General features: G+C 36.3%; 14 protein-coding genes. 8 read left to right on the top strand and 6 right to left on the bottom strand.

The genetic code is table 11. The features are described from left to right. Positions 1–94: 94 nt before the first annotated feature. Together JHT90_RS12285 and JHT90_RS12280 are read left to right on the top strand one after the other, a co-directional pair. Positions 95–5,446 (top strand): pilus assembly protein, encoded by a 5,352-nt coding sequence (locus JHT90_RS12285; RefSeq protein WP_201091400.1) that lies wholly within the window; start codon positions 95–97, stop codon positions 5,444–5,446. A gap of 68 nt (positions 5,447–5,514) precedes the next feature. Next, positions 5,515–5,949: a type IV pilin protein gene (locus JHT90_RS12280; protein WP_201091398.1), complete on the top strand. Its 435-nt coding sequence runs from the start codon at positions 5,515–5,517 to the stop codon at positions 5,947–5,949. A 107-nt stretch (positions 5,950–6,056) separates the two neighbouring features. Here the strand turns inward: JHT90_RS12280 and JHT90_RS12275 are convergent, their stop codons facing one another. The 5 genes from JHT90_RS12275 to JHT90_RS12255 form a co-directional block, all read right to left on the bottom strand. Continuing rightward, positions 6,057–7,184 (bottom strand): methyltransferase, encoded by a 1,128-nt coding sequence (locus JHT90_RS12275; protein ID WP_201091396.1) that lies wholly within the window; start codon positions 7,182–7,184, stop codon positions 6,057–6,059. Positions 7,185–7,299: 115 nt separating this feature from the next. After that, positions 7,300–9,000 carry a class I poly(R)-hydroxyalkanoic acid synthase gene (gene phaC, locus JHT90_RS12270; RefSeq protein WP_201091393.1) on the bottom strand — a complete coding sequence of 567 codons (1,701 nt, stop codon included), beginning with the start codon at positions 8,998–9,000 and terminating at the stop codon, positions 7,300–7,302. 80 nt (positions 9,001–9,080) lie between these two features. After that, positions 9,081–10,265: an acetyl-CoA C-acetyltransferase gene (locus JHT90_RS12265; RefSeq protein ID WP_201091391.1), complete on the bottom strand. Its 1,185-nt coding sequence runs from the start codon at positions 10,263–10,265 to the stop codon at positions 9,081–9,083. Between the two features lie 68 nt (positions 10,266–10,333). Then, complete coding sequence (gene phbB / locus JHT90_RS12260; protein ID WP_201091390.1) at positions 10,334–11,074, bottom strand: beta-ketoacyl-ACP reductase; 741 nt, start codon at positions 11,072–11,074, stop codon at positions 10,334–10,336. Positions 11,075–11,339: 265 nt separating this feature from the next. Beyond that, positions 11,340–13,820, bottom strand: a complete 2,481-nt coding sequence (locus tag JHT90_RS12255; RefSeq protein ID WP_201091388.1) for a DUF3141 domain-containing protein — start codon at positions 13,818–13,820, stop codon at positions 11,340–11,342. Between the two features lie 284 nt (positions 13,821–14,104). Between JHT90_RS12255 and JHT90_RS12250 the strand changes: the two genes are divergently transcribed. Next, complete coding sequence (locus JHT90_RS12250; protein ID WP_201091386.1) at positions 14,105–14,665, top strand: phasin family protein; 561 nt, start codon at positions 14,105–14,107, stop codon at positions 14,663–14,665. 34 nt (positions 14,666–14,699) lie between these two features. Here JHT90_RS12250 and phaR read toward each other — a convergent pair whose 3' ends face one another. Further along, positions 14,700–15,212, bottom strand: a complete 513-nt coding sequence (phaR, locus tag JHT90_RS12245) for a polyhydroxyalkanoate synthesis repressor PhaR (RefSeq protein ID WP_236253951.1) — start codon at positions 15,210–15,212, stop codon at positions 14,700–14,702. Between the two features lie 303 nt (positions 15,213–15,515). Here phaR and JHT90_RS12240 point away from each other — a divergent pair, with 303 nt between their 5' ends. From JHT90_RS12240 to JHT90_RS12220, 5 genes are all read left to right on the top strand, one after another. Next, entirely contained in the window at positions 15,516–16,256 is a 741-nt protein-coding gene (locus JHT90_RS12240) for an SDR family NAD(P)-dependent oxidoreductase (protein ID WP_201091381.1), read from the top strand. Positions 16,257–16,301: 45 nt separating this feature from the next. Beyond that, a complete protein-coding gene (locus JHT90_RS12235) occupies positions 16,302–16,679 on the top strand; it encodes a hypothetical protein (RefSeq protein WP_201091380.1) in 378 nt (125 codons plus the stop codon). A 255-nt stretch (positions 16,680–16,934) separates the two neighbouring features. Then, on the top strand, positions 16,935–17,432 hold the full coding sequence (locus JHT90_RS12230; RefSeq protein ID WP_201091378.1) for a peptidylprolyl isomerase: 498 nt from the start codon (positions 16,935–16,937) through the stop codon (positions 17,430–17,432). 8 nt (positions 17,433–17,440) lie between these two features. Then, positions 17,441–18,160 carry a UDP-2,3-diacylglucosamine diphosphatase gene (locus JHT90_RS12225; protein WP_201091377.1) on the top strand — a complete coding sequence of 240 codons (720 nt, stop codon included), beginning with the start codon at positions 17,441–17,443 and terminating at the stop codon, positions 18,158–18,160. A 274-nt stretch (positions 18,161–18,434) separates the two neighbouring features. Further along, positions 18,435–19,529 (top strand): glycosyltransferase family protein, encoded by a 1,095-nt coding sequence (locus JHT90_RS12220; RefSeq protein ID WP_201091376.1) that lies wholly within the window; start codon positions 18,435–18,437, stop codon positions 19,527–19,529. Positions 19,530–19,532: the final 3 nt, after the last annotated feature.

Genomic DNA, 19,532 nt, shown 5'->3' with positions numbered 1-19,532 from the left:
ATTTGGGCTGTTTTAATTTTTGGTAAAGACATTTTAGTTAGAAAATAAGTTGTAGTTGATTTCTAGCTATTTCATAGCGTCTGAGGATGGCAATATGATTTTGAATAAATTTAAAGTAGCGAGTTCTACAATGTTGATAGCCAGTGCTATCTTACATACAAGTATAACTTACGCTGATGATAGTGAAGTATTTTTTGGTTCAGAGCAGTACACCAATGTGGCTAAACCCAATATTATATTTTTATTGGACTATTCTACATCAATGCGTGATACCAATATCAATGGTACTAGTACGAGAAGAATTGAAGGTCTTCGAGATGCGGTAACAGAAACATTACTTAATACTTCGTTGAGAGGGGTACGTGTTGGGGTAATGAAATACCCACATATCACAGTTGGTTCGGATACAAGTGTAGGTAAAGCTGCAAAATTAGTTTATCCAGTTGTTGATATTGATGCACTTGATGATGGCTCAATAAAAGAAACCGCAGCTCGTTCCACGAATGGGCTAGATGATGCTCATCAGCCTACCATTAATGGCTCTAGAAAAAATGTTTCTGTTACCAGTAATGTGATGTTAATGGGTGATATTGGGGCAGATTATAACAATGTAGAAAGGGAATTTGATCTAGATGTAGATCGTTATAACACTTTGTTCTTGCTACCTAGAGTACAATCAGGATCAGCGTATGATAGTTTTACTTATTCAAACGCAATTAGTTATGTTTGTTCGCTTGTATTGGATGATGAGGCAGAGTTTTGTCAATCCAGTATATTCAACACCACTGGTACTGGTAGTGGTAAAAGAAATCATATTATAGAAAAAGAAATAGTTGATGGTGAAAGTCGTGATGTTATCACAGGTTTAAATGGTACTGGCTATAACCAAACAGGTTATGGTGATCAAGCATTGTTTATTTTTAAAGGGGTGAATATTCCCTCAGATGCTACGATTAAGAAAGCTCATTTAATAATTACTCCAAAGAAAGATGGTTTCTATAAGAGTAATGGGAATACTTTTTGTACTGTAAATAGTTATAGTTATAAAGGTGAAGCAGAATGGCTTAATTGGCGTGTCTCTTCAGCGAGAAATTTCCCTGCTCCTAATGTGGATTCACCTATTTATAATACATCAGGCACCACAAGTGATTTTAATTTTTATCTTAAATCAGGGTCAACTGGTTATTCCTCAAGATACTGGGGTGTAAGACAAAATCAGACTACTTGGAATAATGATATAGGGGGAGATGCAGATTCCGCTTGGGGATCTCCTCAGGATGGAGCTTATTGTTGGTGGCAAGAAAATAAGAAAATTACCCTTAATATTACAACAGCCATTCAAGAAGCGCTTGGTATTTCTACAACGGATAAAGACTCTGCCTCGACTTACAGAAATAATTTTAAATCAGATGCAGCTGCTTCAGGCGCTCCAATGGCTGACTTAGCCATTAGATTTTGGACAGGCGGTGCTACAGCTTATTCCAAGCCATATCATACCATTGGCGCAGCAGCACCTAAGTTAAAACTTACTTATACTTCTAATCAAACAGGTACGTCCACTGCAGCTGTACGTTTTAATAATGTTTATATCCCTCAAGGTGCGACTATTACTAAGGCTACAATTAAAATGATACCTGCTGGGGGGAATGATAAGCCTGTTACTTTAAGAATTACAGGTGAAAAAACAGGTGATGCTAAAGAGTTTAATGCTACAAGTGATGACTTTACCAAAAGAAATAAAACAAGTAGTAGTACTTCTTGGTCAATAACTGAAATTTGGAAAACGAATGCAGGTGATGATTTAGCTACAAAATATGTTAAAACACCTGATATTTCTAATGTTTTAAGTGAAATTGTACAGGCTCAAGAATGGTGTGGTGGTCAATCTGTTGCTTTCTTTTTAGAACACCAATCAGGTAATGGTTATAGATCTGCCTTTACCTATGATCAAAGCTCAAGCTTCCGTCCAGTATTAGAGTTTGAGTATACGGGTGGTGAAACAGGATGTATGACCAAAACCTGGGAGGAATCTTTAGCTTCTCGTAGTGCTGATGGTTATCAAACAGGTAGTAGCAGTAATACACCAACATTATCAGGTAATATTCTATATGCTTACAGTAACTATAGAGTAGGTGCTTATTTTTCAAATTTATTAATAAAAAATCCTGTAGCAGCAGGTACTGATAGTTTAGCTGATAAGGGTTTGGTTGAAGCTACATTGCAACTAGTTCCTAATAATAATTATGGAGGTACAATACAAATCTCCTTGGATAATGCGGTATCTGCAGAGCGGCTTAAAGTTGCTAGAAATGATTTAGGACAAAGAACACCGTTCGCTGTATCCAGTACTTGTACTATTCCTGCTAACTCTCGCGATGTTCCAGTGCAATGTGATATCACTAATTTAATGAGGGCAAAGATACAGCAAAATGGTTGGCAAAATGGTAATGGGCTAGTTGTTCTCCTGCATTCACCCAGTAGAAATATGCAGTTTAAACCTTATGATACTGGTTATGCTAATGCGATGAAAATAACCTTTACTGCTAGGCAGGAGCTAATGGCGCCCAATAGCTTAACAATACGTCGCAGGATTGTGAATGCCGTTAATGAAGAAGAAGCAACTGTGGCACAAACACCGACCATGCCTGCAATGTTAGATGCGGCACGTTATATATCCAATTATCCAAGTAGTAATGCACCTACAGGTCCTTATCAAGGTACGTTCTATTGGAATGGCCAACCACAACCTAGTCCATTATTAAGCAGTTGTCAGGCGACACATTTGGTATTAATGTCTGATGGTAGTGCTAATGTGAATGGTACTAACTGGCGTAAAGGTTTAGTATCTTATACAGGTAGACCCTATAATAAATCAACTACAAGTTGTGAATATAATGGTAGATCAGATGGTTCAAGTTCACAAATGTGTGGTCAAGCACTGGTCAATTTTATGTCAACTACCAGCCAAGGCTTGAATGATGATGGTAGAGAGAATTGGGTTACTACCCACGCTGTTGCTTTTGGTAGTAAAAGTGCAGGTGAATTTTTACAGCGCTTAGTTAATGCTAACAGTATTTCTAATAAAGGTCGCTATTTCTATGCTGAAACTAGCAATGATTTAGTAAATGCATTTATGGATATTATGGATACAGCTAAAGGCACTTTCTATAACTATACCAGTGGACAGGTGGCTATCAGTAATGAAAATCGCTATATCCAACGTCGAGAAATCTATTATTCATTAATGGAGCCCTCTAATCGTAACCATTGGGCAGGAAATATGAAGCGCTTTGGTTTAGTATATAAGCCAACAACAGTGACCATTAGAAATGATGATGGTACTAGCTATACTACACAAGGTCAAAAAGCAATTTTAGTGGATTCAGAAGGCGTGGAAGCAGTATTTCAATCTTCAGATGGTTATTATTTCATTGATCCTAAAACGACTAGCTGGTGGTATACTGGCGAAGTACAAATAGAAGATGATGGCACGGTAGTCACAGGAGATGGAGGCGATGTTCATCGTGGCGGTGTGTTAGGTAAATTAGCCGATAATCCAGATAATCGTAATATGTATGTTATGAAAGGCAATACACTCATCGACTTCAAAGCTAGTAATGTGGCAGCATCAGGGGCAGCTAAAATAACACCTGATGATATGCAAGTATCTACAGAAGAAGACGATGATGTTGTTAAATTAACTAAGGGTTATGTTAACTTCCTACGCGGTTTTGCCTTTACTCGAGATGGTGAAGCGAGTGTAGATACCATTATTGACAAAAAAGATCTTAGACTAGGTGATTTTGCCCATAGTGCAGTAAACTTTGTAAACTATGGTCAATGTTCAGTCAAAGGCCAAGAGAATGCAGACCCTATTTCTTGTGATGCTAGTTATAAGGTTGATGATAAAGGCAATGAAATTGTTGATTATAATGAGCCTAAATTCTTAGGAACAGGTTTGCAACAAGTGGCTTTACTTGCTGGTAATGATGGTTTCTTCCGTGCCTTTGATGTAACTAATGGAGAACAGTTATATGCTATTATTCCAAGTGAAATGTTACCAATCATCCCCGAGCTAGAGGAAAGAAAAACGATTGGTCTTGATGTGCCAAGACTCTATGCTTTAGATGGAACTGTCCATATCTATCATGATGATCAAGATAATGATGGCTATGTAAACAATAGTGAAAGGGCAATTGCTTATGTGGCTACAGGTCGTGGCGGTCGTGCATTATATGCTATTGATATTAGTAGTAAAACGTCACCTTCATTATTATGGAAAATAGAAGGTAATAAAGGTGATCAATTTAATAATCTTGGTTATACTTGGTCAACGCCAGTGACAGGTAAAATGCAAGTGGGTACAGAGGTAAGAAATGTAGTTATCTTTGGTGGTGGTTATGATCCTCAACAAGATGATATGGCCGAAAGAACTGTTGATTATATGGGTAATGAAATCTATATATTAGATGCTGTTACAGGAGGTATAATCTGGAAAGCAGACCAAAGCGCTTACAGCAACATGAAATATAGTATACCTAGTTCAGTTACTACTGTGGAAAGAGAGGTAGATGGCAGTGGTAATAAATTAATTAGTGATATCTTTGTTGGTGATATGGGTGGGCAACTATGGCGTTTCACCATTGACAATGGCGCTATAAAACCTGTAGGAGAGAATGGTGTTATTGCCAGAGTGGGAGCTTCAGGAGATAAAGCCCTAGCACAACGTATTTATATGCCACCCGCTGTTTATGAGTTTGTAGACTCAGCAAACAAAGGTAAATACTCCGTTAATATTGGTACTGGTTATCTTGGTCATCCTTTAGTGACCTATAACAAAGATAAATTCTATTCATTTCGGTTTAATGTGAGAGCATCCGATGGAGATAATACAGTATTAACTGAGGCTTTAATGGCGCAGGTAACATCAGATACTATTAAAGATGAAGGTAATAGTCTTTCTTTGGAAGCAGCCTTTAATGAATATGGTTTCTATGTAAATTTTGGTGCAGCAGATCCTAGTGGTTTGACAGGTAATGGTGTGGGTGAGAAAATGATTTCCAGCATGTCAGCGGCTCGGAATGTCACTAACCAAAATAGAGAGGAAGCAAGTGTATTCTTTAATACCTATGTACCTAACCCAAATAGTGCTTCTACCTGTCGCTTAGCAAGTGGTTGGCAACGCGCTTATGGATTTAACTTAGTAACAGGTGAATCATATTTTGGCGATTCATTGTTCAGAAGTAGTGTTATTATAGGTATTCCACCAGGCGTCAATACTTATTGTGAAGGAAATTGGTGTACGCCTGTTTGGAACTACGAAGATTTGGCAACTGGTAGTGAGGATGGTAATCGTAAACCATTCCAATGGAAAGAATATGAAGGAAGTACAACTGCTGTATACAAAAAAATGAGTTGGACCGATTTATTTGATCCAGAGATTTAATTAGTGGAGTAAGGGTCTTAAACACTTAAGACCCTTTCTTAAATATTGGTAGGTGTATGGAGATAAATATGAAAAAAACCAAAGGGTTTTCCTTAGTAGAGTTACTTGTTGTTGTGGCTATTTTGGCAATTATATCTGCTATCGCCTATCCTATGTATGCTAATTATACAATCAGAGCGGCTTGTGATAATGGTAAAGCGGGGTTAATGCAGGCTGATGCATTAATGAATCAGTATTATATCAAGTATGGTTCTTATTCTAATGATGATGTAAAAGATGGCCTTGTTATTAAAGTAATTCCTATTGATGGTAGTTCAAATACCGCGGATTTTACTGTAAGTCTTGTTAATACAGTAACGACTTATACAATAACGGCAACTGCTACTTCTACTGGTAGATTAAAAAAATACGCTGGAAGTACAATGACGGTTAATCAATCGGGTACAAAAACTTCTAATTTTAATGGTATTGATGTTTGGACTCAAGGATGTAGTAGTCTGTAAAACTGTTATAAGATCAAGCAAAAATATTTTACTATCAAGAGGTCTTTTGATCTCTTAATTGATTGGCGATGTTAATTACCATTTTTTTTAGATTATTTATTTGTACTTTATTTTGTAGCTTTTAGTACTACAAATTTATTAGTCTGAGTAATAGTTGTAACCTGTCTAAATAATTTTTTAAGTAATTGATAGTAATTTAAATGCCTATTGGCAACAATCCATAACTCTCCTTGTTGTTTCAGACAATCTCTAGCCTGTTTAAACATTCTTTTGGCAATAAAGTCACCAATCACCTGTTGTTGATGAAAGGGTGGATTACAAAGTATACAATCTAAAGAATTATTAGCTTGGTGTAATAAACCATCAGCTACTTTGATAGTTACTGAGCGCTTAGGAAGTGCCTGTTGCCAGTTTGCTTTTGCAGAAGCAATAGCCATATAGGATTCATCAACTAATATAATTTCAGCTTGTGGATTATTGAGTGCGAAAATAATACCTAAGATGCCATTACCACAACCTAAATCTGCGACGTTAATAAAGTTTGGTTGGTAAGTTAAATAGGGCATCAATACCCTTGAACCTATATCCAGTCCTTCACGGCAGAATACATTAGCGTGATTAACCAGTGTTAAGTTTAATTCTTCAACCTTGTAATAACTAGGATAAGGTGATTTTGCTAGTTTTTTATGGGTTGGTGTTACGCGTAATAATCTGGCTTTTTTTACAGCCAAAGAAGCTTGTACAGAGCCGATGTATTTTTCTATTAATTCGCTAGCAGTTTTTGATAAGTGTTTTATCATTGCTCCCGCTAATATTAAGGTATCGGCTGTAATATGTGGTTGCAGTTGGATTAATTGTTCTTCTAATAAAGCAAGAGTTTTGGGTATTTTAATCAGAACCACGTCAAATTGCCCTAATAATAATTCAGTGCTTGGTATAAAGTTAATGGTAGATAAGGGAATATTATTTTCAGCAAGGTTATTATAAAGTGCGCGTTCTGCTAGATAAGAGTCACCACAGCTGCTGATAGACAATTGATTAACTAAGCTACAAGCAAGACTACCAAAGCTATCGTTTAATATAAGTATGCTACTGCCTTTTGCAGGATTGATAGTAGCTAGCTCGTTGAGTAAGTATTCATCAGCAGCATCAAACGCTTGTAAAGAGGGATGGCTATCTGTAGGGTAACGATCTAGTTTAAGTCTGGCAAAAGGCGTGGTAAGTACTTTACTCATTGTAATAAATAGCAGGCAATTAAAAGTAGTAATTATCTATGATCATCAAGTAATTGGCTATGAATAAATAAAAAAGGCTCTAAAATTAGAGCCTTTTCAAAGAGTAAACTGACTATTAACTTTTGACATAAGAACCAGGGGCTGGTTCAATTGTTGGGTACTCTGGTGAACCTAGTACTTTGCTAGCGGCTGTCTTTTTGCCAGCACGTTGATTAATCCAAGCAAACCAATCTGGCCACCAACTCCCTTCATGCCTTTCTGCTTTTTTGAGCCAATCATCAGGATTTTTAGTGAGCTTATCATTTGTCCAGTAATTACGTTTATTATCGGCAGGGGGATTGATAACACCTGCAACATGGCCAGATGCACCTAATACAAAACGTATTGGACCTGATAGTAGTTTAGTAGAAGCGTAAGCACTTTTCCAAGGAACAATATGGTCTTTTTCCGATCCATATAGATAAGTGGGTGTATTAATAACAGTAAAATCTACAGGTATACCTTTACATTTTAACTCGCCAGATTTTAAATCATTTTGCAGATATGTATGACGTAGATACCAACAGTACATAGGGCCTGGCATGTTAGTACTGTCATTATTCCAATAAAGGATATCAAAGGTTCTGGGTTTTTCACCTTTTAAATATTTGCTAGTAGTATAGTTCCACCAAAGTTCATCTGGGCGCAGAATAGAAAAGGTATTACACATATCTTCACCACGGAAAATACCAACAGTACCATTTTTGCCACCTATGGTGTTTTCTTGGAAGTCCACAAGTGCTTCATCTACATAGACATTAATAGGCCCTGTGTCCTCATAATCAAGGAAACAAGTGAATAGTGTTAACGAGTTAGGTTGTGAATCACCTCGACCAATTAATACAGAAAGTGCACAGCTTAATAAAGTGCCACCTATACAGAAGCCTAATAGGTTAAGATCATGTACACCTGAAATGGCTCGGGTGACACGAATAGCAGTGATTACACCCTCTTGTAAATAATCTTCCCATGTTTTGCTAGCCATAGAATTATCAGGGTTACGCCAGGACATTAAGAAAACTCTATGTCCTTGTTCAACCAGATGCTTAATAAAAGAGTTATGGGGCTGTAGATCAAGAATATAAAATTTATTAATAGCAGGTGGTACAATCAATATAGGTATTTCATATTGCGTGCGAGTTTTTGGAGCATATTGGATAAGCTGAAAAAACTCATTTTGGAAAACTACTTCCCCTGCTGTAATCGCCAGATTGACACCTACTTCAAAATCATCTTTATCACATTGGCGTAACTTGCCCTCGAGCATATCTTGTTGTAGATTCATTAAGCCTGAAACTAAGCTGCCACCATTGGTTTGCATGGCTTTTTCTAATGCATCGGGATTAGTGTAAAAGAAATTACTTGGCGCAGCAGCGGAAATTGTTTGCTCAACTAGAAACTTCATGCGTTCAGCTGCTTTTTTGTCCGCAATATTAAGTAAATCTACCAGCGATAACATGAATTTGCTATTTAATAGATAGAAAGCAGCAACAGAGCCAAAAAGGGGGGTATTCCAATTTTCTGAATTAAATCGTCTATCTGTAAAATTAAAAGGCTGTAAATTCAACAGCTGATTACCTAAACTCACACATTCTGCTTGATAATCATTTTGTAATTGTTCTAGTTTAGTTTGATCTACTTCAAACCAATGGCTAGTATCGCATTCTTTAAACCAAGAGGATGTTGTAGTCCACAAGCGTAACTGTTCAATTGCAATGGATGTTACAAAAGGCGTTTGGATTGACCAATAAGTAGCAAGTGTATCTTGTGTTTCCATAAAATATACTCTTTTATTTTGTGTATGCGGAAAATGCTACATCCTTGTAGCAAGATATCCATTGTGTGATAGGGTAAGGATTAACGCTCAACAGCGATAGCTACACCCATACCACCACCAATACAAAGGGTCGCTAACCCTTTCTTTTTATCACTGCGTTGCATTTCGTGAAGTAATGAAACAAGTACACGACAACCTGATGCGCCAATAGGATGACCCAATGCGATTGCACCACCATTAACATTGATTTTGCTAGTATCCCAACCTAGTTCTTTGTTTACAGCAATGGCTTGAGCAGCAAAAGCTTCGTTAGCTTCAACAACATCCAGATCTTCAGCTTTCCAACCTGCTTTAGCTAAACATTTTCTAGTAGCTTCTGCTGGGCCAATCCCCATAATTGCTGGATCAACACCTGCGCTCGCATAGGAAGTTACTTTGGCTAAAATAGGTAACCCTAGTTCATTAGCTTTATCTTCTGTCATTAACATGACTGCTGCTGCACCATCATTTAGAGTTGATGCATTACCAGCTGTTACTGTACCGCCATCTCGTTTGAAGGCTGGTTTTAAACGCGTTAATGTTTCAATAGTAGTGCTAGCACGAGGTTGTTCATCTGTATCAAAAACAACACTATCACCTCTACGTTGTGGAATGTGTACAGGTGTGATTTCGTCTTTAAATTTACCAGCAGCAACAGCAGCAACAGCTTTTTGTTGTGATGCTAAGGAGAACTCATCTTGCTCTTGACGGCTAATGTTATATTTTTCTGCTAAGTTTTCAGCAGTAATACCCATATGGTAGTCATTGAATGCATCCCATAAGCCATCTTGAATCATAGTATCGATGGTTTTACCAGGTCCCATTCTAAGTCCATTACGTAAGCCTGTTACAAGGTACGGAGCCAAACTCATATTCTCCATACCACCTGCAATAATAATTTCAGCATCACCACAACGAATAGCTTGAGTAGCAAGATGAACTGTTTTAAGGCCTGAGCCACACACTTTATTAATTGTCATGGCTGGTGTTGTGTAAGGTATACCTGCTTTGATAGAGGCTTGGCGAGCTGTATTTTGCCCACAACCAGCAGTAAGAATTTGTCCTAAAATTACCTCACACACTTGTTCAGGAGCTACTTTGGTTTTTTCGAGAAGAGATTTAATAACAGTAACACCTAAATCTACAGCAGAAACATCTTTTAAGGAGCCTTGGAAGCTTCCTATCGGTGTACGTGTGGCCGCCACAATCACAACATCTTTAGACATATCGATTTCCTATGTTAGATAAATATATTTTAATTAAAATTTGTTGTTAGTAAGAATCGCAACAGCCATTATTGCATATTCATTCCGCCATTTACAGAGAAGTCTGCACCCGTACAATAAGCACCATCATCTGATGCAAGGAAGGCTACCATCGCAGCAATCTCTTCTGGATTACCTAAACGCCCAACAGGCGCACCAGCAACAATTGATTCTAAAACTTCAGGACGCATAGCAGCGGTCATTTCAGTTTTAATATAGCCAGGGGAAATAGTGTTTACAGTCACTCCTTTACTGGCTACTTCTTTTGCTAGAGCCATGGTAAATCCATGTAAACCTGCTTTAGCGGCAGAGTAATTAGTTTGACCAAACTGACCACGTTGGCCATTGATTGAGGAGATATTAATAATACGTCCCCAACCTTTTTCTAACATGCCATCAATTACTTGTTTAGTTACATTAAAAGCACTATTTAAATTAGTGTTGATAACCGCATACCATTTTTCAGGTGTTAGCTTCTTAAAGGTACCATCGCGGGTAATACCAGCATTATTTACTAATACATCAATACCTTGGATTTGTTCTTTAGCATTTTCAAATGCTGAAGTTACGGAGTCCCAGTCGCTAACATCAAAGGCAAGTGCCTCAAATTCGAAGCCTTGAGCTTTTTGCTTGGCTAACCACTCATCTTTCTTTGGTGAGTTTACAGAGCAACCAACAATAACTCTAAACCCATCTTTATAAAGACGTTGGCAAATGCTAGTACCAATACCACCCATACCGCCAGTTACTAATGCTATTTTTTTGCTCATAATTTACCCTTATTATTGTGGTTGACATAGTTATTTCTTTTATAGCTATAGCTAAACACAATCACGGCAAAATATTATTGATCTGACGAACATGATCAGTTGGTAATTTATTTACTTAATATATTATTGATCTGGGATAATAAAAAACTACCGAAGAGCGTGTAACACACTGTGTTTAAGAGTTTAAATCATCTCTTCATTGTATAAGAAAATAGCTGGAGATGAAAGTGAATTTCATCTCCATTATGTGGCTATTTATTACAAGTTATTTTTTCTTTGTAGAATCATTGGGTTTTGTTGTTATTTTGGCTACTTTAGTCGTAGTTCTTTTGCTAGAAGCTGTGTCTGCAACAGATTTTTTTGCTACTTTAGGTTTAGCTTTTTGAGCCATTGTTGGTTTAGTAGCTGTTTGCTTAGCCGATTTAGTTACCTTCTTTTTAGCTGGTGTAACAGCTTTTTTCACGGGAGCAACTTTTTTTATAGCAGGCACAGATTTAGCCGCTTCACCTAATAAAATATCATTAATCTTTAACCATAACGCTTGTGTTTTATCATTGGTTTGAATGAGGGCTGGTTCAGATATAGCGACACTTTCTAACACCTCTTTACGAACCTCTATGGAAGGTAATAAGTTGGTTAATGTATTTAAACTTTCCTCAGGTAAGGTAAATACAAGTAAGCTTTGTAGATTGATAATTTCTCTTAATGCTTTTCTATCAGTTAATGGATTATAGTTTTTAGTCTCACGATAGTGTTGCACAAATCCTGCAAGGAAGTCACGATCAACCATGCCTGCTTTATTAGCGAGTAAAAGTAGAATACGTATCGTTGCATCTTGAACATTACCTTGGGTTAGTGAGTTTTCAAGGCGATGTGTTAGTTCTTTACTTTGATTGATGGTGCTTTGTTCTAAATAGTTAGCATGAGAATTAGTTAACGCATTCAATATGCCATATACCGTGTAAAAACACATTTCTTGGGTAGAGTCTCGCGTATCGCGATATACATCTAATACATTAGTAATGTTGTTAGAAAGTGCTTCTTGCCACGCTAATAAAGGATTATCAGCACGTACTGGGCGACGATTAGCTTTTATCATCTCAGCAGTTCCTGGTAGCCACCAAGTCATCGGGTTAATACTACTCCATGCTACTTGATTGACATGGAATGGATTAGCATCTCTTAAATACTGCGCGACAGGCTCACTAATAGACAGGCGTAAGATGGGACGAATTAACCATTCATAAAGGTTACTATTGGTTTCTGAAATACGACTCACTAAAGAGAATACTTTTTCATCGTCTCTACCGTCGGCATCACCTGTTTGTAAGTCTTTAATACTACGTGTTTCAAAAACAACTTTATGATCTATAATTTTGCCATTTTTATCTTTCACATCTTTGATGATCATTTCAAAGAGTCCTGGAGGTAATGCTTTTACTGCATCTAAAGAAGCAATAAGTTGTCGATGTTCACGACGCGCAACTGTGCCAGACACAAAGATACCAAGATGACCAACACTATGATGTTGTAAATAGATAATGGTTTTACCCGCTTTCTTTAAGTCTAGGTCATTTGGATAAACATCAATAATCCAGTTTAATGCTTGTTGTGGAGGGGTAATATTGTCACCTGATGAACAGAATACAATAATGGGCGATTCAATATTACGGAAAATTTTATTTTGCCCACCAAGGCCAGAGTTGGTTAAGCGATTACCAATAAATAGCTCATCAACAATCGCTTCAATTTCTTCACTATTATAAAGTACAGGATTGCCCCACCATTGTTCAAAATCTAGGAAACGAGGTGGCTCAGTGTCTATTTTTGAGTAAAGGTTATAGTATTTACCCCAAAAAGTATTAGCGGGATTTAAGTTTTCAAAATTAGTGACTAACCATGTACCATCAAAACGGCCATTACCTAAGTCACTTGCGAGTCGAGTTCCCCAAGCACCGCCCATTAATCCACCTGCATAACGCATTGGATTGCGACCTGTTACTCCAGACCAATAGGCTAGGGGTGCTCCATTAATAATGATACCACCAGGCAGTTCAGGGCGTTCTGAAGCTAACAGCATAATTGCCCAGCCTGCTTGACAATTACCAATGATAATTGGTTTATCATGCTTTGGATGGCGTCTAATCACTTCTTCAATAAAAACAGCCTGTGCTTTTGTAATGGTTTCTAAGGTTTGTCCTTTTACTGGGCTATAAGTAAAAGAAATAAAATAAGTAGGATGACCTGCTCTTAAGCTTTCACCAATTTCAGAGTCCTCTTTAAAACCACCAATACCTGCCCCATGACCACCTCTTGGATCAACCACCACAATAGGTTGTAATTTTTCATTAATAACTTGGCCAGGTAGCGGTTTGATTTCTAATAAAGCATAGTTGCAAGGTTCAGCTAAATCTCTACCATCAATTAATACTTCGTAATCAAACTTTAGTAATAAAGGACGATCTTCAGCTTGATAGGTAAGGGTATTGTCACCACGTTGGCGTAATGTATCCCAAAATAGGGTAAGTCTTTGTGGAATATCTGCCAAATATTCGCGCCAATCTTCTACTGTTGGAACTTTAAGAATATCTTTTTGAATAGGCGTAATATTATCTTCTTGCCACTTACTAATGGATTCTTGATTAATATCGATATGTAATAAGCTGAGCTTACGTAAGCCAGTGAGTAATGAGGTAATAGAGGATATTGCTCTTTCTTGCTTTGCAATATAATCATCTTGGCTCATACTTAAATCTCCCATAGTGAGGTGGCAAAATTTATCCTTTTTGATAATATGCCATAAAGTTAACATCTTACTAATACTAGCTAATATAGCATTTTAGTAACAAAATCAAAAACAAATAATGTTAGATAATATATTGTAGTAAAATTTATTGTGCGGTGCAAAAATAATGCTTGCAAAAATATTTTAATTGGCCAAAAATAGGCGCACATGTTGAGAAAAGTTTTAGCTGTATCAATGCAGAAATTGTAGTACCTAATTAATATAAAATTGTGGAGAGTTTAACCATGGCAACGTTTAATACTGATAAATTACAAGATGTTCAAGTTAAAAATCTTGATCTATTAAAAGAACTAAGTGATAAAGTATTTGAAGGTGTTGAGCAATTAACACAACTTCAATTAAATACCTTAAAAGCGTCTTCAGAAGAAAGCTTTGAAAATTTTCGTAAACTATTAACTGTACGTGATCCACAATCATTTGCTAGTTTACAGGCTTCTTTATCACAACCTGCTGCTCAAGCTGAGCGTATTTTAGAGTTCAATCGTCAAGTATATGATTTAATCTCTAAAACTCAAGCTAGCATCAGTAAATTAGCTGAAAATCAAGTAAACCAAGGCGGTAAGCAAGTGCAAGAACTTGTTGAAAATATTGTTAAAAATGCACCTGCTGGTTCTGAGCCAGTGGTTTCTGTATTAAAATCAGCTTTAGAAGGTGCTGGTACAGCTTATGAAAGCTTGCAAAAAGCCGCTAAGAAAGTAGCTGAAATGACAGAAAACAATATCAATGCGGCTACAGTAGCTGCTGATAAAGCAACTAAAGCTGCAACTAGCCGTAAAGCAAGCTAATAATTAGCTGTTAGAAATAACAAGGGGGAGAATATTAATTCTCCTCCTTTTTTTTGTTTTGATTAAAAGGTGTGGGGAAGGTAGGAAACATACCAAACATGTTCTGTGTGTTCATATAAAGTTGTTTGGTGCGCTCTAGATATTCTTGCATGACTTTTTGCATAACTGGCATTTGACTAGACATAAAGTCAGTCCATGCTTCAGTGGAAGGCATACCCGATTGCTTTTGAATCTCCATAACCGATTCTAAGGTTTTTTCAAGATAACTACCAAGCATGCCTTGGAAAGGGCCATAAAAACGAATAATGTTTTTTAGTGCCTGACTAGAAAAAATAGGATCACCATCGGTTTCTGCATCTTGGATGATTTGCAGTAATATGCTTCTGGTTATATCTTCGCCAGATTTTGCTTCTACTACCTGAAAAGGAATTTCTTCAATTACATAATTACGAATATCTTGTAAGGTAATATGGGTACTTGTGTGGCTATCATATAAGCGACGGTTAGCATATTTTTTGATTAAATGGATGGTGGATGTATCAGACATTAAACTGCTCATTTATAGTAAAAAATTAATCCCGTTAATTATACAACAGTAATCCACTTATCCTGCTATTATTTGTAAATTAATAATTTATAAAGTTTTATCAATGTACTAATAAGATTAATCTACAGATAATTATTTACTAATAGTTGATTATTGTTTATGGTTATGTTGTACATAATTTACAAATTATAAAAATAAGATGAAGTATGTAGGTTAATGAATATATAAGCTAATTGTAAATTTCCTTGTTGTTGATTAGCTATTTTAGATTCTATGAAAATAATAAACAGAGGAGTTAACTCGATGAGATTAAAAGATAAGGTAGCTATTATAACAGGTGCTTCCAGTGATATAGGTTTTGCCACTGCTGAACTGATGTTACAAGAGGGGGCTACAGTGGTATTTACTGATATTCATGAAGATGCCACCTCACCTATTCAGGCATTAACGTCTGTTACTAAATCCCGTTATATTAAGGCTGATGTAGCTAATGAAGGTGAAATAGCCAATTTATTTGCAGAAACAATAAAAGTTTATGGACATATAGATGTAGTGTTTGCTAACGCAAGTATACGTGGTAATAAAGAGCCTTGTGAGGAATTATTATTAGAAGATTGGCAACAAATGGTTGATGTGAATTTAACAGGTATTTTTTTAACCAATAAATATGCGCTTAAATATATGTTACCACAAGGATCAGGAGCTATTATTAATAACGCTACCGCTTTAGGCTGTGTTGGACAAATAGGCCATACTGTTTATCCTGCCACTAAAGGGGGTATTATCAATTTGACTCGTTCATTAGGGATTACTTATGCGGCAAAAGGGATACGCATTAATGCGGTATGCCCTGGCTATATTAGTAGCCATACATTGGATTATATGACGCCAGAACTAAAAGCCGATTTAGTTAAATTACATCCCATAGGGCGTTTAGGTAAAGCAGAAGAGATTGCAAAAGCTGTATTATTTTTAGCATCAGAGGACGCGAGTTTTATCGTGGGTACTAGTTTATTAGTCGATGGTGGTTATACCGCGCAATAAGGAGTACTCTTCTTACTCCGTCTATTTATATTTTAAGGAGTTTTGATGGATAAATATAAGGTAGGGGAAGTTTGGTTATATCAACAGCGCGAGCAAGAAGAAAATTCTACGGTGATTATAAATAAAGTTGAGCTTGGTAGCGATCAATTGCCTATTTATCATATTACTATCCGTGATGTTAAAATCGCTAATTCCAATAGCCCCACAGGTTTTACTGATAAGATTGGACATGCCCCCGTGTCTGTAGAAACCTTACAGCAAAGTTTAACAACGAAGATTGCCAATGCACAAGTTGATAGTGATTATTTAGAAGGTTATGAAGCATGGTATAATGCACATATGGCAGGGCAGACAGGTGTTTTTACTAATACCGTCGCTGAAATTGTCAATTATATTGAACAAGCAATTAATTCTCAGCAATAGCAATTATGTTAGGTAGACGAAAATAATATGGCTAGAAAATATAAAATCATCACGATCTTACTAATGATGCTATTGATACCTATACCCCGTTGTGCCGTAGCAAATACCTCTGTGCTAGATACAACAGTAATAGTGAATTAATCTGCTGAGAAATTTTAACTTATGTTACTATATTTTAATGCATTTAATTATGCGTAAAAGATATTTATGGTATTCTTAAAAACTTCTATCGACATTTTATAAGACTAATAGACTATGATTAAATTACATACAAACCATGGCGTTATCACATTAAAACTTGATGCTGAGAAAGCTCCAGAAACCACAGCTAATTTTGAAAAATATGTAAAAGATGGTCATTATAATGGCACTATTTTTCACCGCGTAATAAACAATTTTATGATTCAAGGTGGCGGCTTTGAGCCAGGCATGAACCAGAAAGAAACCAATGCACCTATTAAGAATGAAGCCAATAATGGTCTTTCTAATAAGCGCGGTACTATTGCTATGGCACGTACCATGGATCCTCATTCAGCCAGTGCGCAATTTTTTATCAATGTCAAAGATAATGCTTTCTTAGATCATACTGCACCTACTCCACAAGGTTGGGGTTATGCTGTGTTTGGTGAAGTAGTAGATGGCATGGATGTGGTAGATAAGATTCGTGAGGTTGCTACAACATCTAAAGCAGGTCATCAAGATGTTCCTGTGGAAGATGTAATTATTGAGAAAGCTGAGGTTGTAGCAGACTAAGAAAGTAAATGAGCATTTTACTGATCGCTGATTTACATTTAAATGAAGAACGCCCAGATATTACTGAGGCGTTCTTGTCTTTTTTGCGCACTAAAACACAGGATTGTGAAGCGTTATATATCCTAGGTGATTTTTTTCATGTATGGGTGGGTGATGATGCTATGGGAGAGTTTGAACATAGTATTGCTCGCCAACTAAAAAAACTCAGTGAGCAGGGTATAAAAATTTATTTAATGCACGGTAATCGAGATTTTGCTATTGGCAAAACCTTTTGTAAGCTAGCAGGTTGTGAATTACTGAAAGATCCAACCTTAACCACTTTTTACGGTACCCCTATATTACTGTCACACGGTGATATTCTTTGTACAAAAGATATTGAGTATCAGCAAAAACGGCGTTTTTATCGTAACCCCTTTATTTTATTCCTATTACGGTTATTACCCCTTAAAAAAAGAAAACAATTAGCTGCTAAATTACGTGCAGAAAGTAAAATGAAAAAAGGGGGGAAGTCAGCGGATATCATGGATGTAACGCCTGAAGAAGTTGTTAAATTATTAGAGAAATATAAAATACAACGGTTAATTCATGGCCATACACATCGACCAGCTATTCATGAATTAGTGGCCAATAAACAACCTGCCAAAAGAATCGTATTAGGTGATTGGGAACCTAATGGTAAGGTATTAAGAATTACCCCAGAAGGTATGAGCTTAGAGCCTACTAATTAATATTTATCACGCCTCTTGAGTAGACTTAACTGTTTAAGCATTAAAAACCTCTGTTTTTAAACGCATGTTACAGAATATATACAAAACAGGGACAATAATAATTGTCAGCTTTTATAAAATAAATTATCAAAATTTACGTGATTAATAAACATGATTAGGGAGCCTGTTATTAATTATAATGATATTATTTATTTTTAGAAAAATATTATTTTTAATAATTCCTTAATGATGTTTTGTTTCAATAAGATAAACAAATAGCAGGGAAAAAAGAATAATGGTATTGAATAATTATTCTGGCGTAATACCAAATAAAGTAGCAAATCAATTATTATATATTGTGTATGGGGATAATCTGAATTATCAGATTGAAACTAAGTTAAGTATTCTAAGTATTTTACGGCATACTAAACAAGCAAACTTTAGCATTCGAATAATAACCGATAGACCAACGGATTATGAAGGGTGGCCTGTAGAAATTTTGCCACTTAATGAACAGTTATTAAAGGATTGGCTAGGGCCAACAAATTATCATTATCGGCGTAAGGCAGTGGGTATCTTAACAGCGTTACCCTATGCTGAGCGGACGGTATTTTTAGATACTGATACTATTTTAACAACAGATGCCAATCAGTTATTTACTTTATTTACTAAGGGGCAGGTGTTAGTTGATTGTATTGAAGGTAATTGGAATCAATGCATTCATGATGATTTAATGGGTAAAGTAAATAAATACTTAATAGCAAACTACCCACAGCTAGATACCTCACTAAAAATCCTTAATTCTGGTGTATTAGGTGTTTTTGCAGAGGATAGTTCGTTAATAGAAAAGGCCATTGAGCTTATTGACGAGTTGTGGCTAGAAGATCCTCAATGTCGAGTATTAGAACAATTTTGTTTGGCGATGAGTTTTGATAAGCAAAGAACCTTAGTAGCACATAATATAATTTATCATTATTGGAGTAAAAAAGAGTTTTTCCATCAAATGGGAAAATGTTTTTTTGAAAAATATGGCTATGCTTATCAAATAGACTATCCTGAGAAGAGTGCAGAGATATTAACAACCATCATTCGTCCCTCTTTTTTCAAGCGCTTAATGTTACGTTTAAAGATTCGATCATTCCCGAAAAAACAAAGGAGTGGATTGTTAAAGTTACTCTATGCTTTATCACTTCGCAGCAATGGGTATGAAGGGTGTCAAAAAGCTGCGTATTGGCTACAGGCGATGAATAAAGATTTTCCTCGTTATAATCCAAAAGCTTATGATCAATTTAAACAAGGGCAATGGCCAACAGATTACCAGCATATTGCTACAGTTAAACAACAGCAAGATTTTTTAGCTTTTCTTACCAAGCAGCAGTTAATAAATTAATCC

The sequence above is a fragment of the Entomomonas asaccharolytica genome (assembly GCF_016653615.1).
In the GTDB taxonomy this organism is placed as follows: domain Bacteria; phylum Pseudomonadota; class Gammaproteobacteria; order Pseudomonadales; family Pseudomonadaceae; genus Entomomonas; species Entomomonas asaccharolytica.
This window is presented reverse-complemented; position numbering and strand designations above follow the sequence as displayed.

What these genes read in the sequence shown, in the direction of transcription:
- JHT90_RS12220 (WP_201091376.1), top strand. Translation starts at nt 18,435, where the DNA reads ATGGTATTGAATAATTATTCTGGCGTAATACCAAATAAAGTAGCAAAT.
- JHT90_RS12280 (WP_201091398.1), top strand. Translation starts at nt 5,515, where the DNA reads ATGAAAAAAACCAAAGGGTTTTCCTTAGTAGAGTTACTTGTTGTTGTG.
- JHT90_RS12225 (WP_201091377.1), top strand. Translation starts at nt 17,441, where the DNA reads ATGAGCATTTTACTGATCGCTGATTTACATTTAAATGAAGAACGCCCA.
- JHT90_RS12240 (WP_201091381.1), top strand. Translation starts at nt 15,516, where the DNA reads ATGAGATTAAAAGATAAGGTAGCTATTATAACAGGTGCTTCCAGTGAT.
- JHT90_RS12255 (WP_201091388.1), bottom strand. Translation starts at nt 13,820, where the DNA reads ATGAGCCAAGATGATTATATTGCAAAGCAAGAAAGAGCAATATCCTCT.
- JHT90_RS12285 (WP_201091400.1), top strand. Translation starts at nt 95, where the DNA reads ATGATTTTGAATAAATTTAAAGTAGCGAGTTCTACAATGTTGATAGCC.
- JHT90_RS12265 (WP_201091391.1), bottom strand. Translation starts at nt 10,265, where the DNA reads ATGTCTAAAGATGTTGTGATTGTGGCGGCCACACGTACACCGATAGGA.
- phbB (WP_201091390.1), bottom strand. Translation starts at nt 11,074, where the DNA reads ATGAGCAAAAAAATAGCATTAGTAACTGGCGGTATGGGTGGTATTGGT.
- JHT90_RS12230 (WP_201091378.1), top strand. Translation starts at nt 16,935, where the DNA reads ATGATTAAATTACATACAAACCATGGCGTTATCACATTAAAACTTGAT.
- JHT90_RS12235 (WP_201091380.1), top strand. Translation starts at nt 16,302, where the DNA reads ATGGATAAATATAAGGTAGGGGAAGTTTGGTTATATCAACAGCGCGAG.
- JHT90_RS12275 (WP_201091396.1), bottom strand. Translation starts at nt 7,184, where the DNA reads ATGAGTAAAGTACTTACCACGCCTTTTGCCAGACTTAAACTAGATCGT.
- JHT90_RS12250 (WP_201091386.1), top strand. Translation starts at nt 14,105, where the DNA reads ATGGCAACGTTTAATACTGATAAATTACAAGATGTTCAAGTTAAAAAT.
- phaC (WP_201091393.1), bottom strand. Translation starts at nt 9,000, where the DNA reads ATGGAAACACAAGATACACTTGCTACTTATTGGTCAATCCAAACGCCT.
- phaR (WP_236253951.1), bottom strand. Translation starts at nt 15,212, where the DNA reads ATGTCTGATACATCCACCATCCATTTAATCAAAAAATATGCTAACCGT.